Annotated in this window: 16 protein-coding genes; 5 read left to right on the top strand and 11 right to left on the bottom strand. The window is 74.0% G+C overall.

Going from position 1 to position 16,794, the window contains the following annotated elements:
* Positions 1–161 precede the first annotated feature (161 nt).
* Both ACZ58X_RS28205 and ACZ58X_RS28200 read left to right on the top strand, forming a co-directional pair.
* Complete coding sequence (locus ACZ58X_RS28205; RefSeq protein WP_470336395.1) at positions 162–1,412, top strand: sensor histidine kinase; 1,251 nt, start codon at positions 162–164, stop codon at positions 1,410–1,412.
* A 3-nt stretch (positions 1,413–1,415) separates the two neighbouring features.
* Entirely contained in the window at positions 1,416–2,114 is a 699-nt protein-coding gene (locus ACZ58X_RS28200) for a response regulator transcription factor (protein ID WP_470336394.1), read from the top strand.
* A gap of 133 nt (positions 2,115–2,247) precedes the next feature.
* Here ACZ58X_RS28200 and katG read toward each other — a convergent pair whose 3' ends face one another.
* Entirely contained in the window at positions 2,248–4,464 is a 2,217-nt protein-coding gene (gene katG, locus ACZ58X_RS28195; RefSeq protein ID WP_470336393.1) for a catalase/peroxidase HPI, read from the bottom strand.
* Positions 4,465–4,693: 229 nt separating this feature from the next.
* On the opposite strand from katG, the gene ACZ58X_RS28190 reads away from it, so the two are divergent.
* Complete coding sequence (locus tag ACZ58X_RS28190) at positions 4,694–5,107, top strand: Fur family transcriptional regulator (RefSeq protein ID WP_360238584.1); 414 nt, start codon at positions 4,694–4,696, stop codon at positions 5,105–5,107.
* Positions 5,108–5,134: 27 nt separating this feature from the next.
* On the opposite strand, the gene ACZ58X_RS28185 is transcribed toward ACZ58X_RS28190, so the two are convergent.
* Entirely contained in the window at positions 5,135–6,445 is a 1,311-nt protein-coding gene (locus ACZ58X_RS28185; protein ID WP_470336392.1) for a cytochrome P450, read from the bottom strand.
* A gap of 129 nt (positions 6,446–6,574) precedes the next feature.
* Here ACZ58X_RS28185 and ACZ58X_RS28180 point away from each other — a divergent pair, with 129 nt between their 5' ends.
* Positions 6,575–7,195, top strand: a complete 621-nt coding sequence (locus ACZ58X_RS28180; RefSeq protein ID WP_470336391.1) for an L-threonylcarbamoyladenylate synthase — start codon at positions 6,575–6,577, stop codon at positions 7,193–7,195.
* A 64-nt stretch (positions 7,196–7,259) separates the two neighbouring features.
* Here ACZ58X_RS28180 and ACZ58X_RS28175 read toward each other — a convergent pair whose 3' ends face one another.
* The 4 genes from ACZ58X_RS28175 to ACZ58X_RS28160 all read right to left on the bottom strand — a co-directional run bounded on the left by ACZ58X_RS28175 (position 7,260) and on the right by ACZ58X_RS28160 (position 9,923).
* Complete coding sequence (locus tag ACZ58X_RS28175; protein ID WP_470336390.1) at positions 7,260–7,517, bottom strand: hypothetical protein; 258 nt, start codon at positions 7,515–7,517, stop codon at positions 7,260–7,262.
* Positions 7,514–8,215 (bottom strand): hypothetical protein, encoded by a 702-nt coding sequence (locus tag ACZ58X_RS28170; RefSeq protein WP_470336389.1) that lies wholly within the window; start codon positions 8,213–8,215, stop codon positions 7,514–7,516. Before ACZ58X_RS28170 ends, ACZ58X_RS28175 begins: the two co-directional genes overlap by 4 nt.
* Positions 8,212–9,099 carry a helix-turn-helix domain-containing protein gene (locus ACZ58X_RS28165; RefSeq protein WP_470336388.1) on the bottom strand — a complete coding sequence of 296 codons (888 nt, stop codon included), beginning with the start codon at positions 9,097–9,099 and terminating at the stop codon, positions 8,212–8,214. The genes ACZ58X_RS28170 and ACZ58X_RS28165 overlap by 4 nt, the downstream gene beginning before the upstream one ends.
* A 65-nt stretch (positions 9,100–9,164) precedes the next feature.
* Positions 9,165–9,923 carry an SDR family NAD(P)-dependent oxidoreductase gene (locus ACZ58X_RS28160; protein ID WP_470336387.1) on the bottom strand — a complete coding sequence of 253 codons (759 nt, stop codon included), beginning with the start codon at positions 9,921–9,923 and terminating at the stop codon, positions 9,165–9,167.
* 153 nt (positions 9,924–10,076) lie between these two features.
* Here ACZ58X_RS28160 and ACZ58X_RS28155 point away from each other — a divergent pair, with 153 nt between their 5' ends.
* The gene (locus ACZ58X_RS28155) at positions 10,077–10,739 is read left to right on the top strand and encodes an NADPH-dependent F420 reductase (RefSeq protein WP_470336386.1); all 663 of its coding nucleotides are present in this window, start codon (positions 10,077–10,079) and stop codon (positions 10,737–10,739) included.
* 22 nt (positions 10,740–10,761) lie between these two features.
* Here ACZ58X_RS28155 and ACZ58X_RS28150 read toward each other — a convergent pair whose 3' ends face one another.
* From ACZ58X_RS28150 to ACZ58X_RS28130, 5 genes are read right to left on the bottom strand one after another with little or no spacing between them, the layout of a single operon-like run.
* The gene (locus tag ACZ58X_RS28150; RefSeq protein WP_470336385.1) at positions 10,762–11,814 is read right to left on the bottom strand and encodes a LacI family DNA-binding transcriptional regulator; all 1,053 of its coding nucleotides are present in this window, start codon (positions 11,812–11,814) and stop codon (positions 10,762–10,764) included.
* Positions 11,815–11,835: 21 nt separating this feature from the next.
* Positions 11,836–13,620, bottom strand: coding sequence for a glycoside hydrolase family 36 protein (locus ACZ58X_RS28145; protein WP_470336384.1), 1,785 nt, complete (start codon positions 13,618–13,620; stop codon positions 11,836–11,838).
* A gap of 5 nt (positions 13,621–13,625) precedes the next feature.
* A complete protein-coding gene (locus ACZ58X_RS28140) occupies positions 13,626–14,453 on the bottom strand; it encodes a carbohydrate ABC transporter permease (protein WP_470336383.1) in 828 nt (275 codons plus the stop codon).
* Positions 14,450–15,427, bottom strand: coding sequence for a carbohydrate ABC transporter permease (locus ACZ58X_RS28135; protein WP_470336382.1), 978 nt, complete (start codon positions 15,425–15,427; stop codon positions 14,450–14,452). Before ACZ58X_RS28135 ends, ACZ58X_RS28140 begins: the two co-directional genes overlap by 4 nt.
* The gene (locus tag ACZ58X_RS28130; RefSeq protein ID WP_470336381.1) at positions 15,424–16,767 is read right to left on the bottom strand and encodes an ABC transporter substrate-binding protein; all 1,344 of its coding nucleotides are present in this window, start codon (positions 16,765–16,767) and stop codon (positions 15,424–15,426) included. The genes ACZ58X_RS28135 and ACZ58X_RS28130 overlap by 4 nt, the downstream gene beginning before the upstream one ends.
* Between the last annotated feature and the right edge of the window lie 27 nt (positions 16,768–16,794).

The following is a 16,794-nucleotide window of genomic DNA, read 5'->3' as shown; positions in this document are numbered from 1 at the left end:
GGGACGGCGGGTGGCCGGCCGCGTCCGCCGCCCGCCGCAACTTCCGTACCGCGCCGGGCGTACGGCCGCCGGTGTCATCCTTGCGAGGTAGTCGCCGGGTGCAGCGGCTGCCGCCGCTCGCGGGGCTGTCCCCGGCGGCGGCCGACCGCCACAATGACCCGGTGATCAACCACCCCACCGTGCGACGGCTGCTGGACGGCGGCGCCGACGAGGCGCCGCCCCCGCCCCGGCCCACCCGGCGCGGCCAGGCCTTCGACCTGGCCCTGGCCCTGTTCCTCGTCTCCGTCTGCGGCCGCTACGCCACCGTCGCGGCCCGCACCCACGGCGAGTACGGTCCGCACTGGCACGGATCGCCCTGGAACGGGATGCTGCTGCTGGTCCCCTTCGTCCCGCTGCCGCTGGTGCTGCGCCGGCGCCACCCGCTGGCGGTGCTGTGGACGGTGCTGACGGCCGCCCTGCTGGTGCGGTCGCAGCACGCGGACATCGCGTTCTGGGCGGGCGTGGTGGTGATCGTCGCCGCCTACAGCGCGGCCGCGTACGGGCGCCGCCCGAAGGCCGTGCTGCTCGGCCTGGTGGCCGCCACCGCGGCACTGGTGGTGCTCTTCGAGGGCGCCCTGTTGCCGCACTTCCAGAACTGGGTGATCGCCGTCCTCGTCCTGGTGCCGGTGCTCGCGGTCGCCTACGAACTGCGGATGTGGCGGCGCCGGGTGGAGGAGGGCCGGGAGCGGCTGTCCGCCCTGGAGCGCGAGCAGCTGGCCGCGCTGGACCGCGCGGTGGAGCTGGAACGGGCGCGCATCGCCCGGGAGTTGCACGACGTGGTGACCCACAACGTGAGCATGATGACGATCCAGGCCGGGGCCGCCCGCAAGATCCTGGACACCGCTCCGGACCGGGCCCGCGAGGCGATGGCCGCGGTGGAGGCCGGCGGGCGCGCGGCGATGACCGAACTGCGCCAGGTGATGGGCCTGCTGACCATCGACTCGGAGACCGCAGGCGATCCCGCGGCCGCCGCCGATCTCAGCCCGCAGCCCGGCCTCGGCCGGCTCGACGCCCTGGTGGAGGGCGTGCGCCGGGCCGGCCTGCCGGTGCAGCTGACGGTGCGCGGGGAACGCCGGCCCGTCCCGCCCGGCGTCGAACTGGCCGCCTACCGGGTCGTCCAGGAGGCGCTCACCAACACCGTCAAGCACGCGGGCGGCGCCGACGCCGCGGTGACCGTCGACTACGCCGCCGACCACCTCACGGTGGAGGTCACCGACACCGGCGGCCGCCCCACCGGCGCCGCCGCCACCGGCAACGGACGCGGCCTGCTCGGCCTGCGCGAACGCCTCGCCGTCTACGGCGGCACCCTGCACACCGGCCCCCGGCCACGCGGCGGCTACCGCGTCAAGGCCTCGATACCGCTGGAGAGTTGAGAGTTGACGGAGATCGTGGAGCAGCAACCGGTCCGGGTGGTGGTCGCCGACGACCAGGCCCTGGTCCGGATCGGCTTCCGGCTGATCCTGGAGTCCGAGGGGATCGAGGTGGTCGCCGAGGCCGAGGACGGTGAGCAGGCCGTCGCCGCCGTCCGCCGCACCCGGCCGGACGTGGTGCTGATGGACATCCGGATGCCCGGGCTGGACGGCCTGGAGGCCACCCGGCGGATCCTCGCGGACCGCGCCGCCGACGCGCCCCGGATCATCATGCTGACCACCTTCGACCTGGACCACTACGTCTACGCCGCGATGGCCGCCGGGGCCAGCGGCTTCCTGCTCAAGGACGTCACCCCGGAACACCTGGCCGCCGCCGTCCGGCTGGTCCGCACCGGGGACGCGCTGCTCGCCCCGGCGATCACCCGTCGGCTGGTCGAGCGCTTCGCCCGCCCGGCCGCCCCCGAGGCGGCCGCCCCGCACCGCGAACTGGCCACCCTCACCCCGCGTGAGCTGGAGGTGATGGGGCTGCTGGCCCGCGGCCTCAGCAACGCCGAGCTGGCCGGCCGGCTGCAGCTCTCCGAGGCGACGGTGAAGACCCATGTGGCCCGGATCCTGGGCAAGTTGGGGCTGCGGGACCGGGCCCAGGTGGTGGTCGCGGCGTACGAGACCGGGCTGGTCAGCGTGGGCGCACCGGGAACGCCGTGACGGCGGACGGGAGTTCGGGGCCGCCGTGACGGCGGACGGCAGCCCGGAGCCCGGAGCCCGGAGCCCCGTGACGACGCGCGGGAGCCCGGGGGATCGACGAAGCCCCGGGCTCCCGCCCTCACGCACTACCGCGTCACACCAGGTCGAAGCGGTCCGCGTTCATGACCTTGACCCAGGCCGCGACGAAGTCCTCCACGAACTTCTCCTTGGCGTCGTCGGCCGCGTACACCTCGGCGACGGCGCGCAGTTCGGAGTTCGAGCCGAAGACCAGGTCGGCGCGGGTGCCGGTCCACTTGACCGCACCGGAGGCGTCCCGGCCCTCGAAGGTGTGGGCGTCCTCCGAGGTGGAGGACCAAGTGGTGCCCAGGTCCAGCAGGTTGACGAAGAAGTCGTTCGTCAGCACGCCCGGGGTCTCGGTGAGCACACCGTGCGCGGACTGCTGGTGGTTGGCGCCCAGCACGCGCAGACCGCCGACCAGCACGGTCAGTTCCGGCGCGCTCAGGCCCAGCAGGTTCGCCTTGTCGAGCAGCAGGAACTCGGCCGGCAGCCGGTTGCCCTTGCCGACCCAGTTGCGGAAGCCGTCCGCCTTGGGCTCCAGCGCGGCGAAGGACTCGACGTCGGTGAGCTCCTGCGGGGCGTCCACCCGGCCGGCCGCGAACGGCACCTCGACGGCCAGCCCGGCCGCCTTGGCCGCCTGCTCGACGCCGACGCCGCCGGCCAGCACCACCAGGTCGGCCAGCGAGACCTGCTTGTCGCCGGCCTGTGCGTTGAAGTCGCGCTGCACGCCCTCCAGCGCCCGCAGCACACCGGCCAGCCGGTCCGGCTCGTTGACCTCCCAGCCGGCCTGCGGCTGCAGCCGGATCCGGCCGCCGTTGGCACCGCCGCGCTTGTCGCTGCTGCGGAAGGAGGAGGCCGCGGCCCAGGCGGCGGAGACCAGCTCGGAGACCGACAGGCCGGTCTCCGCGATCCGCCGCTTGAGGTCGGCGACGTCCGCGGCACCGATCTGCTGGTACGAGACGGCCGGCAGCGGGTCCTGCCAGAGCAGGTGCTCGCTCGGGACCTCCGGGCCGAGGTAGCGCACGACCGGGCCCATGTCGCGGTGGGTCAGCTTGTACCAGGCGCGGGCGAAGGCGTCCGCGAACTCCGCCGGGTTCTCCAGGAAGCGGCGGGAGATCGGCTCGTACACCGGGTCGAAGCGCAGCGACAGGTCGGTGGTGAGCATGATCGGGGTGTGCCGCTTGGCCGGGTCGTGGGCGTCCGGCACGGTGCCCTCGCCGGCGCCGTCCTTCGGCTTCCACTGGTGGGCCCCGGCCGGGCTCTTGGTGAGCTCCCACTCGTAGCCGAACAGCGTCTCGAAGAAGCTGTTGTCCCAGGTGATCGGGGTGGCCGTCCAGATGCCCTCGAGGCCGCTGGTGATGGCGTCGCCGCCGACGCCGGTGCCGTAGCGGCTCTTCCAGCCGAGACCCTGCTGCTCCATCGGCGCGTCCTCCGGGTCCGGGCCGACGTTGTCCGCCGGGCCGGCGCCGTGGGTCTTGCCGAAGGTGTGGCCGCCGGCGATCAGCGCGACGGTCTCCTCGTCGTTCATCGCCATCCGGTAGAAGGTCTCGCGGATGTCGCGGGCGGCGGCGACCGGGTCCGGGTTGCCGTTGGGGCCCTCGGGGTTGACGTAGATCAGGCCCATCTGGACGGCGGCCAGCGGGCTCTCCAGCTCGCGGTCGCCGCTGTAGCGCTGGTCGCCGAGCCAGGTGGTCTCCGGGCCCCAGTAGACGTCCTCGTCGGGCTCCCACTCGTCGACCCGGCCACCGCCGAAGCCGAAGGTCTCGAAGCCCATGCCCTCCAACGCGACGTTGCCGGTCAGGACGATCAGGTCGGCCCAGGACAGGCTGCGCCCGTACTTCTTCTTCACCGGCCACAGCAGCCGGCGGGCCTTGTCCAGGCTGGCGTTGTCCGGCCAGCTGTTCAGCGGGGCGAAGCGCTGCTGGCCGCCGCCGGCGCCGCCGCGGCCGTCACTGATCCGGTAGGTGCCGGCGCTGTGCCAGGCCATCCGGATCATGAACGGACCGTAGTAGCCGAAGTCGGCCGGCCACCAGTCCTGCGAGGTGGTGAGCACCTCCTGGATGTCCCGCTTGACGGCCGCGAGGTCCAGGGCGCTGAACGCCGCGGCGTAGTCGAAGTCCGCGCCGAACGGGTTGGCGACGGCGGGGTTCTTGGCGAGGATCTTGAGGTTCAGCCGCTCCGGCCACCACTGGCGGTTCCCGCCGCCCTGGGTCGGGTGGAGCGCGCGCCCGTGGTTGACCGGGCAGCCGCCCGCGCTCGCCTCTACACCGGTTGCATCGTGGTTCTCAGACATGGGAATCCTTCCGTACAAGGCGGATCACGGTGTCTATCTGCTACCTACGGCACCTACTGCTGCTATTCGGCACTGCCGTTACCCAGGCTAGCGCCGGAGCCGATCCTACGATGGACGTAATCCAAGTCAAGAATGACACCAAACCCGTATCCGGCCGAGGTCGCAGGCCTCAGGATCGGCGCGTTGGTAAACTCCGGTCTTCCCCCATGACCTGAATAGGTGAACCGTGATGAGTGACCTGCTGGAGCGGCTGCGCGAGCGCGGCTGGCGCCTCACCTCCCAGCGGCGTGTCGTGGCCGAGGTCCTGGACGGCGAGCACGTGCACCTGACCGCCGACGAGGTGCACGCCCGCGCGGCCGAGCGCCTCCCGGAGATCTCCCGCGCGACGGTCTACAACACCCTCGGCGAGCTGGTCACCCTCGGTGAGGTCATCGAGGTGTCCACGGACGGGCGCGCCAAGCGCTACGACCCCAACGCCCACCACCCGCACCAGCACCTGGTCTGCACCGGCTGCGGTGCCATCCGGGACGTCCACCCGCTGGGCGACCCGCTCGCCGACCTCCCGGCGGAGCAGCGGTTCGGCTTCGCCGTCTCGGGCGCCGAGGTCACCTACCGCGGCCTCTGCCCGGCCTGCGCGGGCTGAGCCGGCCCACCCGGTGGAGCGCGCGCGTCACCCCGGGACCGTCCAGCGCACCGGCAGGCTCTTGAGGCCGTTCTGGAAGTTGGACACCAGACGCCGCGGCGGCCGCTCCGGGTCGAGCTCCAGCCCCGGCAGGCGGTCGAGCAGGTGGCGCAGCGCCGACCGCAGCTGCAGCCGGGCGAGCTGGGCGCCGACACAGAAGTGCGGGCCGTACCCGAAGCTCACGTGGTCGTTCGGGGTGCGGGAGACGTCGAAGCGGTCCGGTTCCGGGAACACGGCCGCGTCCCGGTTCGCCGAGGCGTGGTACACCACCACCTTGTCGCCCCGGCGGACCGGCTGCCCCGCGATCCGGGTGTCCCGGGTCGCGGTGCGGCGGAAGTGCACCACGGGCGGCCAGCAGCGCAGCATCTCCTCCACCGCGGACGGGATCAACTCCGGCCGCTCGCACAGGAGTCGGTACTGGTCCGGATGGCCGAGCAGGGTGTGCAGGCCGCCCGGCAGGCCGTTGCGCACGGTCTCGTTCCCGGCGACGGCGAAGAGGAAGAACATCGTCTCGAACTCCTCGGCCGTCAGCCCCGCCCCGAGCATCCGGGCCAGCACGCCGTCCGGGTCGGGCCGGCGGGCCAGGGCGTGCGCGTAGGCGAACATGTCGGCCAGCGCGGCCCTCGAACGCGGGTTGACCGGACGGCCGTCCGGGGTGGTCCGGGCCGTCGGGCGGTGGGCGAGGGCGGCCCGGCCGAGGTCGGTCAGCGCGGCCGGGTCGACCGTGCTCGCGTGGGCGTGGTCGGCGTCCTGGTAGCCGATCACCCGGTTCGCCCAGTCCAGCAGCAGGCCGCGGTCCTGCTCCGGCACGCCCATCACCCGGGCCAGCGTCCACACCGGCAGGTCCGCCGCCAGCGCCGTGAAGTCGGCCGCCCCGGCGGGCCGTACGGCCTCCACCAGCTCGCGCGCCCGGCCGTCCACCGCCGCCGCCAGCTCGGCCAGGGCGCGCGGGCTGAACGCGGCGGCGACGATCCGGCGCAGCCGGGCGTGGCCGGGCGGGTCCTGGTTGAGCATCATGGTGCGGACGAAGGCCAGGTCGGCGGGGGTGTCCGGGTCGCGGATCTGGGTCGCCCCGAGGTGCGAGGAGAACAGCTCCGGGCTGCGCAGCACGTGCTTCACGTCCGCGTGCCGCAGCACCGCCCAGTAGCCCGCCCCGGGCGGCCAGTCCCCCACCGCCGGCTCCTCCACCCAGCAGACCGGCGCCGCCGCGCGCAGCTCGCGGAACAGCCCGTACGGCACGCCCTCGGCGTACGTGCCGGGCAGGAAGATCCGGTTCACCCTCGCCTGGTCCGCGCCCATGGCGACCGACCGTACGCCGCGGCCCGGCGCTCCGCCAGCAGTTGGCGGGTGGCGCGAAGCGTCGTGGTTGCGGCGATCGATGCGTCGCGGTTGCGGCGATCACCGGGCGGGATCCCGTAAGGTCGGCCAATGGCCAAGTACTTCGACGTGCACCCCGAGTCCCCCCAGCCGCGCACCATCAGCACCGTGGCCGACAGCCTCCGCTCCGGGGCCCTCATCGCGTACCCGACCGACTCCTGCTTCGCGCTCGGCTGCCGCCTGGACAACCGCGACGGGCTCGAGCGGATCCGGTCCATCCGGCGCCTCGACGAGCGCCACCACTTCACCCTGGTGTGCGAGGACTTCGCTCAGCTGGGGCAGTTCGTCCAGCTCGACAACAACGTCTTCCGGGCCGTCAAGGCCGCGACGCCGGGCAGCTACACCTTCATCCTCCCCGCCACCAAGGAGGTGCCGCGCCGGCTCATGCACCCCAAGAAGAAGACCGTCGGGGTCCGGATCCCCGACCACGCCGTCACCCGGGCGCTGCTCGCCGAACTCGGCGAGCCCCTCCTCTCCAGCACCCTGATCCTCCCCGGCGAGGACGAGCCGATGACCCAGGGCTGGGAGATCAAGGAACGCCTCGACCACGTGCTGGACGCCGTGGTGGACTCCGGCGACTGCGGCACCGAGCCGACCACGGTCATCGACTTCTCCAGCGGCGAGGCCGAGATCACCCGCCGGGGGGCCGGGGACACCTCGCGCTTCGAGTGAGGGCCCGGCAGTCGGGGGCCCGGCAGTCGGGGGCCGGGCACTCGGGGGCCCGGCGGCCCCGCGCTCAGCGGTGGCGGAGGTCCACGAACGAGCCCACCAGCCCGCCGAGGGCGATCGCCGGGACCACCGACGCGTCCCACGGCTGACCGTCCGCCAGGCCGGCGGCCACCACCAGGGCGGCGACCGCCAGCGCTGTCGCCAGGCCTGGGAGCGACTGCGGAATCAGCGGCGAGGGCTTGCCGTTTCGCCGCCGGCGGGCCAGTTTGATGACGAGCAGGAGCAGTGCTGCTGCGAGCAGCGGCGGCACCATGTCGTGGGTCATGCCGCCAGGATGTCATGGACGGTGATGAGTTGATCGAGTTGGGTGGGGTCATCGATCCGCAGGAAGGCCGCCTCGACGGCCAGTCGGAGCTCGGGCCCGCGCAGCCAGGCCGCGAAGGTCCGGTACGCGGCTCCCTGTTCGTCCCAAAAGGCGTCCCGCGGTTCGAGCACACCGCCGAGGGCGAACTCGTACAGGCGCTCCACGGCCACGGGGCTCGCGAGCCGGGCCCATTCTGCTAGCCGGCCGCCGGTTCCGTCCGGATCGGCGGCCGCCAGGGCGCAGAGCACGGCGTCGGCGTCCCACCACTGCCCGGCGTCGTGCAGGACGTCCAGCCACAGGGCGTCGAGGAGCCGGCGCAGGTACGGCGCCTCCGGCCAGTCCCGCCAGCCGGCCTGTGCCAGCTTGCGGCCGACCAACGGCAGGTCGGGCCAGGCGAGTTCGCCGGTCAGGACGAGCCGGAGGATGCGCGGCAGGAAGTAGCGCAGGTCGGCGGGCGCGCCGGCGGTGTTCAGCACCGAGGCGGCGTAGGGCCCGAGTTCCTCGGGCGTCAGCTGCTCGCGGGGCGTGCGCAGGAGGCGGTCCAGCCCGGTCCGGGAGGCGCAGCACGGGCAGGCGTCGATCCGGCCCGGCCGCGGGGCGGTCGAGAACGCCTCGGGGAGACCGGCGATGAGGTGCCGCAGTGCGGTGCCGTCCGTCATGGACGCCGCTCAACCGGCCGGTCGGTGGGGGCAGGGGGCGGGCCCTGGCGAGTGACCTCCCAGGAGAGCAGGAGGCGGAGGGCGTCGTCGGAGGGGGTGTCCGGGTCGGCGGTGTAGGTGATGAGGGCCTGGTCGGGGTCGTCGGCGGGGCGGAGGGTGTCGTAGGCCAGTTCCAGCGGGCCGACGACGGGGTGGTGGAAGCGCTTGTGGCCGGAGGTCTTGTCGGCGACCGGGTGGTCGGCCCACATGCGGTGGAACTCGGGGCTGCCGAGGCAGAGTTGGCCGATGAGTTCGGCGAGCTGGGGGTCGTCGGGGCGGCGGCCGGCTTCGAGGTGGAGGAAGGCGGTGTTCTCCCGGGCGCAGGTGGTCCAGTCGGCGTAGAGGTCGCGGGAGGCCGGGTCGAGGAAGGTGATCCGGGCGATGTTGCGGTGTTCGGGCGGGAGGGCCCCGTAGTCGCCGAAGAGGGCGGTGGCGGCCCGGTTCCAGGCCAGGACGTCCATCCGGTGGCCCATGACCACGGCGGGGGTGTGGTCGAGGCGGTCGAGGAGGCGCAGCAGGGAGGGGCGGGGCTGCTGGCGGGCCGGGCGGCCGCGGTGGGTGCGGTCGGCGGGGCGGGCGAGGCGGTGGAGGTGGCCGGTCTCGTCGGGGGCGAGGCGCAGGGCCCGGGCGACGGCGTCGAGGACGGTGGTGGAGGGGTTGCCGACGCGGCCCTGTTCGAGGCGGGTGTAGTAGTCGACGCTGACGCCGGCCAGGTGGGCGAGCTCCTCGCGGCGCAGGCCGGCGACCCGGCGCAGGCCGCCGTAGTCGGGGAGGTCGACGTCCTCGGGGCGGAGGCGGGCGCGTCGGGTGCGGAGGAATTCGCTGAGGGCGGTGGTCGGGTTCACGGGGTGATTGTGGCCCGGGCGGGCGGTGGCGTGCCTGGCCCCGGCAGGACCAGGCACGCGCCCGGTCAGCCGGTGAGGGAGGGGAAGGCGGGGACGAGGCCGCCGTCGATGACGAGGTCCTGGCCGGTGATGTAGGAGGAGCGGTCGGAGAGCAGGAAGGCCACGGTCTCGGCGACGTCCTCGGCGCGGCCCAGGCGGCCGAGCGGGACGTGGGCGCGGATCGGGTCGTGGTCGGCCGGGTCGGGGACGGCGGCGTGGAACATCTCGGTGACGATGTAGCCGGGGCTGACGGAGTTGACCCGGATGCCGCGCCCGGCGAGTTCCGCGCCGAGGGTGCGGGCGAGGCTGAGGACGCCCGCCTTGGCGGCGGCGTAGACGGCGGCGCCGGGGAGGCCGCGGTGCGGTGTCCAGGAGGCGTTGAGGACGACGGAGCCGCCGCCGGCCGCGTCCAGCAGCGGCAGGGCGTGCTGGACGGTGAACAGCACGCCCTTGAGGTTGGTGCCGATGACCTGGTCGACGTCGGCCTCGGTGAGTTCGGCGGCGGGCCGGAAGAGGGCGACGCCCGCGTTGGCGAAGACGCCGTCGAGTTTGCCGTGCCGGGCCCGGACGGTGTCGGCGAGGCGGGCCAGGTCGGCCGGGACGGAGACGTCGGCGCGGACGGTGAGCAGGCGGTCGCCGCCGTCGAGCCGTTCGGCGGCGCGGGCGAGGCGGCCGTCGTCGCGGCCGGTGATGACGACGCGGGCGCCGGTGCCGAGGAGGTGGCGGGCGGTGGCGAGGCCCATGCCGCTGGTGCCGCCGGTGACGAGGACGGTGGAGGCGTTCATGGGCTCCACCTTCACGGCGTGCGGCCGGGCGGGACCAGGCCCGCGTCAACCCGGGGTTCCGCAGGACCACCCCGGTGTGGGGGAACAGATCCGATCACCGCCTGGTTGGGGCAGGACGACGGCCAAGGACGGCACTCACGAAGGGGCGTACCCATGAAGATCGGCATCATCGGCGCGGGCAACATCGGCGGCAACCTGACGCGGCGTCTGACGGCACTCGGGCACGAGGTCTCGGTGGCGAACTCGCGCGGGCCGGAGTCGTTGAAGGCGCTGGTCGAGGAGACGGGCGCGAAGGCGGTGACGGCCACGGAGGCGGCGAACGGCGCCCAGGTCGTGGTGGTGACGGTGCCGTTGAAGAACGTGCCGGACCTCCCCGCGGGCCTGTTCGACGGCGCCGCCGAGGGGGTGGCGGTGATCGACACCGGCAACTACTACCCGAAGGAGCGCGACGGCCGGATCGACGCGATCGAGGACGGCGGGCTGACGGAGAGCCGCTGGACGGAGCAGCACCTGGGCCACCGGGTGGTGAAGGTGTTCAACGGCACCTACGCGCAGGACCTGCTGGATCGCCCGCTCCCGGCGGGCGACCCGGAGCGCCTCGCCGTGCCGGTCGCGTCGGACGACGAGGCGGCGAAGGCCGTGGTGCGGGCGCTGGTCGACGAGTTGGGCTTCGACACCGTGGACGCGGGCGGCATCGACGACTCCTGGCGCCAGCAGCCGGCCACGCCGGTGTACGGGCTGCGCGCCGGGGTGGCGGCGGTCACCCGGGCGCTCGCGGAGGCGTCCCCGGAGCGCCCGGAGGCACACCGGGCCTGAGTCGTCGCGGAGGGGCCGCCGGTCAGGCCGAACTCGCCCGCACCACCAGCTCGGTGGGCAGTTCCAGGCCGCCCGTCGGCGCCGCCTCGCCGTGCACCTGGTCCAGCAGCCGGACGACCAGCCCGGCCGCCAGGGCCCGCAGCGGCAGCCGGACCGAGGTCAGCGGCGGGTGCAGGTGCCGGCACAGCGGCGAGTCGTAGAACCCGGTGACCGCCACCCCGGCGGGCCCGACCGCCGACCCCTCGGCCCGGATCGCCTCGTACGCGTCCAGCGCCAGCAGGTCGCTGCCCGCGGCGACGGCCGTCGGCCGGTCGGGCCCGCGCAGCAGCTCCCGCACCGCCGCCACCGGGCCGGCCGCCGGCACGGCCGAAGGAGCGGTCGAAGGAGCGGTCGTCGTCACCGCCGGCAGGCCCAGCCGGCGCGTCTCGGCGAGGAAGCCCGCCCGCCGGGCCGCCATCCAGGGCAGTTCCTCGGCGGCGCCGAGGTAGCCGATCCGGCGGTGGCCCCGCGCCGCGAGGTGCCGCACCACCGCGGCCATCGCCGCGTCGTTGGCGATGTCCGCCCAGTGCTGCGGCTCGCCCGGGCCGGTCCGGCCGAAGCTGACGAAGGGGACGCCCAGCCCGGCGACGTGGGCGATCCGCCGGTCCTCGGTCAGCACGTCCGCCAGCACCAGCCCGTCGACCTGCCGGGCGGCCACCAGTTCGTCGATGGCCGCCACCGGGTCCGCCGCGGGCGGGGCGGGCCGGAACAGCAGCACCCGCTGCCCGCGCTCCCCGGCCGCGTCGACCAGGGCCTCCAGGAAGCCGGCCATCAGCGGGTTGGGGTCGAGCGGGTCGTCCACGGGTGCGAGGTAGCCGAGGGTGCGCCGGGCGCCGCTGCGCAGTGACCGGGCCGACTGGTCGGGCTGGTAGCCGAGTTCGCGGATCGCCGTACTGACCCGGGCCAGCGTCTCGGCGCGGACCCGGTGCGGGGCGTTGAGCGCGTTGGAGACGGTCTGCCGGGAGACCCCGGCCGCGCGGGCGACCTCCTCGATGGTGGTGGCGCCGCGGCGCGGTCGGTGCGCTCCCTCGGGCATGCGGGGTCCTCCGGTCGTGGGTCAGGGGCGGCGCAGCGACAGCAGCCCGCCGCGCGGCACCGCGAGGGTGTCCGTCCGGTCGAGGTCGATCTCGTCCTGCCGGACGATACGCCCCCGGGCGTCCTGGACGGTGGCGGTGGCCCTCCCGCTGCCGCCGACCAGCCGGACGTCCGGGTCGGCGTCGGCGTTGGCCACCAGCAGGGTGTGCCAGTCGTCCGCCGAGACGTCCACCGGCAGCGCCGCGTACCGGGCGACCACGACCGTCCCCTCGCCGCGGGCGGTGACCAGCGGGTATCCGAGGTCGGGCCGGCTGGGGAGCAGTTCACCGCGCTGCAGGGTGTCGAGGTGCTCGCGGAACACCCCCAGCCAGAAGGCGATCGCCTCCCGCTGCCCGGGGCCCTGCGCGGCGAGGTCGACGGAGATCTGGGGCACCGAGAAGAGCACGTTGACCAGGTGGCAGGCGATCTGCTCGGGCGGCTCGGCCGGGTGCCACATCAGCATGTCCGCGTGCACCGGCACCGGCCCGGCGGCCAGCCGCACGTCCACGGTGCGCTGCCGGTTCTCCTGCGGGCTGAGCGGGCAGTCGGTGGCCCGGATCATGGTGACGTACGGCCACAGGGCGGGGCTGACGTACGGCTGCCGGTGCTCGATCATCGCGTCCGGGTGGACGGCGGTGGTCCGGGCCCGGATCGCGGCGAGCAGTTTCTCCACGCCCTCGGCCACCTCGGCGCAGTCCGCCTCGGGGCCGGGCCCGGGGGCGTCGGGGCGCTCGGCGGCGCGGGCGAAGGAGTCGACGAAGTCGACCTTGAGCCCGTCCATGCCCCACTCCTCGACGGCCCGGGCCAGCCGGTCGGTGAGGAACTCGCGGACCTCGGGGTAGCGCGGGTCGGCGACCACCGCGCCCAGGTGGGGGACGTCGGCGAGGGCGTGCCGGCCGATCTTCCGGTAGGCGGCGCTGTCCTTGCCGATGAACGGCAGCGCGTACCAGAGCAGGTAGCGGACGCCGAGCTCGTGGACGCGCCGGACGTGCTCGGCGGTGTCGGGCAGCGAGACGGGCTCCCAGTCGCCGCAGTGGGCGTAGCCGCGGGTGCGGTCGGCGGTCATCCAGCCGTCGTCGACGATGATCACGTCCAGCCCGAGGGCCTTGCCGAGCGCGGCCTGGGCCTCGATGCGCTCGGGCGAGACGTCCTGGTGCATCGAGTACCAGGTGGAGTAGGCGGGGCGGCGGGCGTCCTCCGGGACGACGACGGTGCGGCCCTCGCCCCACCAGGCGGTCAGGTCGGCCAGGCAGCGGGCGAAGTGCCGGCCCGAGGTGTCGATCCGGACGGTGATCCGGCCGGCGGCCTGGGCCCAGCAGCGGAAGTCACCGGTCTCCTCGACCACTCCGGCCCCGGCCAGCACCTCGGTCTGCTCGGCCGCGAAGGCGCAGACCCCGGTGTCCCCGGTGCCGACCAGCGCGGCGATCGGGGCGCCGGCGGCGAGGCCGGTGCGGCGCGGGGCGCTCCAGGCGGCGGGCAGCCAGCCGGTGCCGCGCGGCTCCGGGGTCCAGAAGGAGGTGACGTCCACGCAGGGCACCCGCCACTCGATCCGGACCTCGGCCGGGCCCTCGGCGGTCACCTCGACCACGCCGTCGGCGACCTCCCGGACGGTGGCGGTGCCGCTCGCCCGCAGGTCCAGGGTCCCGGTGCGGAGCAGCGGGTGGAGCGTTCCGGGGGCGGGGGCGTGCGGTTCCCAGACCTCGGTCGCGGCCTCGGCCACCGTGCCGGTCTCGGTGTCGGTGTCGGTGTCGGTGTCGGTGTCGGTCATGCTGCTCAGCCCTTCGTCGCGCCGGCCAGCAGGCCGGAGATGAACTGCCGTTGGAGGACCAGGAAGAGGGCCATCATCGGCAGGGTGGAGAGCGCCGTCCCGGAGAGGATCGCGCCGTAGTCGGTGGTGCTCTGGTTGCCGTACAGGGTCGCCAGGGCGACCGGCAGGGTGTGCATGTCCGGGCTGCGCAGCGCGATCAGCGGCCAGACGAACTGGTTCCAGGAGCCCAGGAAGAGGAAGATCGAGAGCGCGGCGAGCACCGGCCGCATCACCGGGACGACGACGTTCCACAGCACCCGGAACTCGCCCGCGCCGTCGACCCTGGCGGCGTCCAGGAGTTCGTCCGGCAGGCTGCTCAGCGACTGGCGCATCAGGAAGACCGCGAAGGGCACGCACAGCCCGGGCAGGATGATCGCCTGGTAGGAGTCGAGCAGGCCGAAGTTCGTCATCATCTTGAACAGCGGTACCAGCATGACCTGTTCGGGCACCACCAGGGTGGAGAGCAGCAGCGCGAACAGCAGGGTGCGGCCGCGGAAGCGGAACTTGGCGAAGGCGTAGCCGGCCAGCAGGGCGACGACCAGGGCGCCGAGGGTCTGGATCCCGGCCACCAGCAGGGAGTTGCCGAGCACCCGGAGCAGGCCGATCCGCTGGTCCAGCCGGTGGAGGTTGTCGCCGAGGCCCCCGCCGGGCAGCAGGTGCGGCGGCCAGTCGAAGATCTCGGTGTCCTTGCGGGTAACGGAGACCAGCAGCCAGTAGAAGGGGGCGACCGAGAAGCCGGTGAGGCCCGCCAGGAGGAAGGTCAGCGGCCAGCCGCGGAGGTTCTTGGGGTTCATCCGTCCTTCTCCCCCATCAGGCGCATCTGGACCGCGCCGAGCACGGCCACCAGCAGGGTGAGCGCGTAGGCGATGGCGGAGGCGTAGCCGAAGTCGAAGTAGCGGAAGCCGTTCTGGTACAGGTACATGGAGACGGTCAGGCTCGCGTTGTCGGGGCCGCCGCCGGTCAGCACGTACGGCTCGTCGAAGAGCTGGAGGGTGCCGATGGTGGAGAGCACGACGGTGAACAGCAGCACCGGGCGCAGCGCCGGGACGGTGATCGCGGTGAAGCGGCGGACGGCACCGGCGCCGTCGACCATCGCGGCCTCGTACAGCTCCTTCGGGACGGACTGCAGGCCGGCCAGGTAGATGACGGCGTTGTAGCCGGTGTAGTGCCAGGTCAGCACCAGGACGACGGACATCCGGGCCCAGAACGGCTGCCCCAGCCAGTCGACGGAGGGCAGGCCGACGGCGTGCAGCAGCCAGTTGACCGCGCCGTCGTCGCGCTTGAGCAGGAAGGCGAACATCACGCCGGTGGCGACCAGGCCGGTGACGGCGGGCATGAAGACGCCGAGCCGCCAGACGGCCCGCCAGCGCACCAGGGTGGAGTTGATGCCGACGGCGAGCAGCAGGGCCAGCCCGAGCATCAGCGGGACCTGCACGACGAGGATCTCGCCGGTGTTGCGCAGGGCCGTCCAGAACAGTGGATCGTCCAGCAGGCGCCGGTAGTTGGCGAGGCCGGCGGGGCGGGCGGCGGGGCCGGAGCCGGTGGTGAAGGAGAGCAGCAGCGAGTCGACGATCGGGTAGGCCTTGAACACGCCGAAAGTGATCAGGGCGGGGGCGAGCAGCAGGTACGGCAGGGCGGTGCGGCGCAGCCGGGCCCGGCGGTGGGCGCGCGCGGCCGGGCCGGCGGGGCGGCCGGGGCGGCCGGGCCCGGGCTGCCGGGTGGCGGGGCGCGCGGTGGTGGTGGCGCCGGTGGCGCTGGTGGCGGTCATCCGACGGTGCGTCCGGTCTGCCGGGCGAGCTGGTCGGCGGCGTCCCGGAGGACGGTGGCGGGGTCGCCGCCCTTGAGGAGGACCTTGGTCTGGGCGTCGCTGGCGAGCTTGAGGGCGCGGGCGTAGTCGCCGGAGTAGTTGGTGGGGTCGCCGCCGTCGGTGGCCAGGTCGGCGAAGGTCCGCAGCGGGGACTGGCCGCCGTAGTAGTCGCTGGGCCTGGCGTACATCGGGTCGCCGTAGGCGTCCAGGAGCGCGGGGAAGACTCCGCCGGCCTCGAACATGGCGTTCACCGAGGCGGGGCGGGTGAGCGCGTACTCGACGAACTTCCAGGCGGCGCGGCGGCGCGGGCTGGAGGCGGCGACGGTGAGGTGGGTGGAGTTCACCAGGGCGGTGCGCTTGCCGCCGGCGGTGACGGCCGGGGGCTTGGCGAGGCGCCAGTTGCCGCGCTGGTCGGCGAACTTGGCCTCCAGGTAGTGCGCGGCCCAGGCGGGCATCGGGGCGACGGCGAGCTTGCCGGCCTTCATCAGGGTGGCCCACCCCTGGTCGCCGGGGGCGTCGGCGACCAGCCCGGCGTCGTCCAGGTGCTTGAGGGTGGTCAGGGCGCGGACGTCCGGCTCGGAGCCGAGGGTGATCCGGCCCTGGAGGTCGAAGTAGAAGGCGCCCTGGAGTTGCATCAGGGACTGGACGAAGTCCAGGTCGGGGCTGGGGTTGGCGGCCTTGTTGATGCCGATCAGCGAGATGCCGGGGTTGGCGGCCTTGAAGCGGTCGGCGGCCGCCGCGAGGTCGTCCCAGGTGGCGAAGGTGGTGGGGTCGAGGCCGGCCTTGTCGAAGTAGTCCTTGCGGTAGAAGAAGCCGAGCGGGTTGGCCTCCCAGGGCAGGGCGTAGGCGTGGCCGTCCTTGCCGGTGACGACCGGCCACAGGCCCTTGGCGAACTTCTCCTTGTGCGCGTCGGCGCCGAAGGCCGAGAGGTCGGCGAGGCCGCCGGGGAACTTCTCCAGGTAGCCGGGCAGGTAGTCGCAGCCGATGTGCAGGACGTCGCCGAGGCCCTGGCCGCCGGCCGCCAGGCCGACGGTGATCTTGTCCCAGATGGCGGGGTTGCCGATGTCCTGGACGTCCACCGTGATGCCCGGGTTGTCCTTCTCGAAGGCCGGGACGACGGCGCGCAGCGCGACGGCCGCGGTGGCCCACGACCAGACGGTGACCTTGCCGGTGTCGGCGTCCCCGCCGGAGGCGCTCCCCGAGCCCGGGTCGCCGCAGGCCGCGAGGGCGCCGCCGGCCGCGAGGGCCAGCAGGCCGGCGCCGGAGGCGCGGAGCAGATCGCGGCGGGAAAGGTGTGACATTGCATTCCTCCCGATGGGTGGCTCTGG

Source organism: Kitasatospora sp. NPDC040550, from assembly GCF_055594965.1.
Note: the sequence above shows the minus strand (reverse complement) of the source record. Positions and strands in the feature narration are given on the sequence as shown.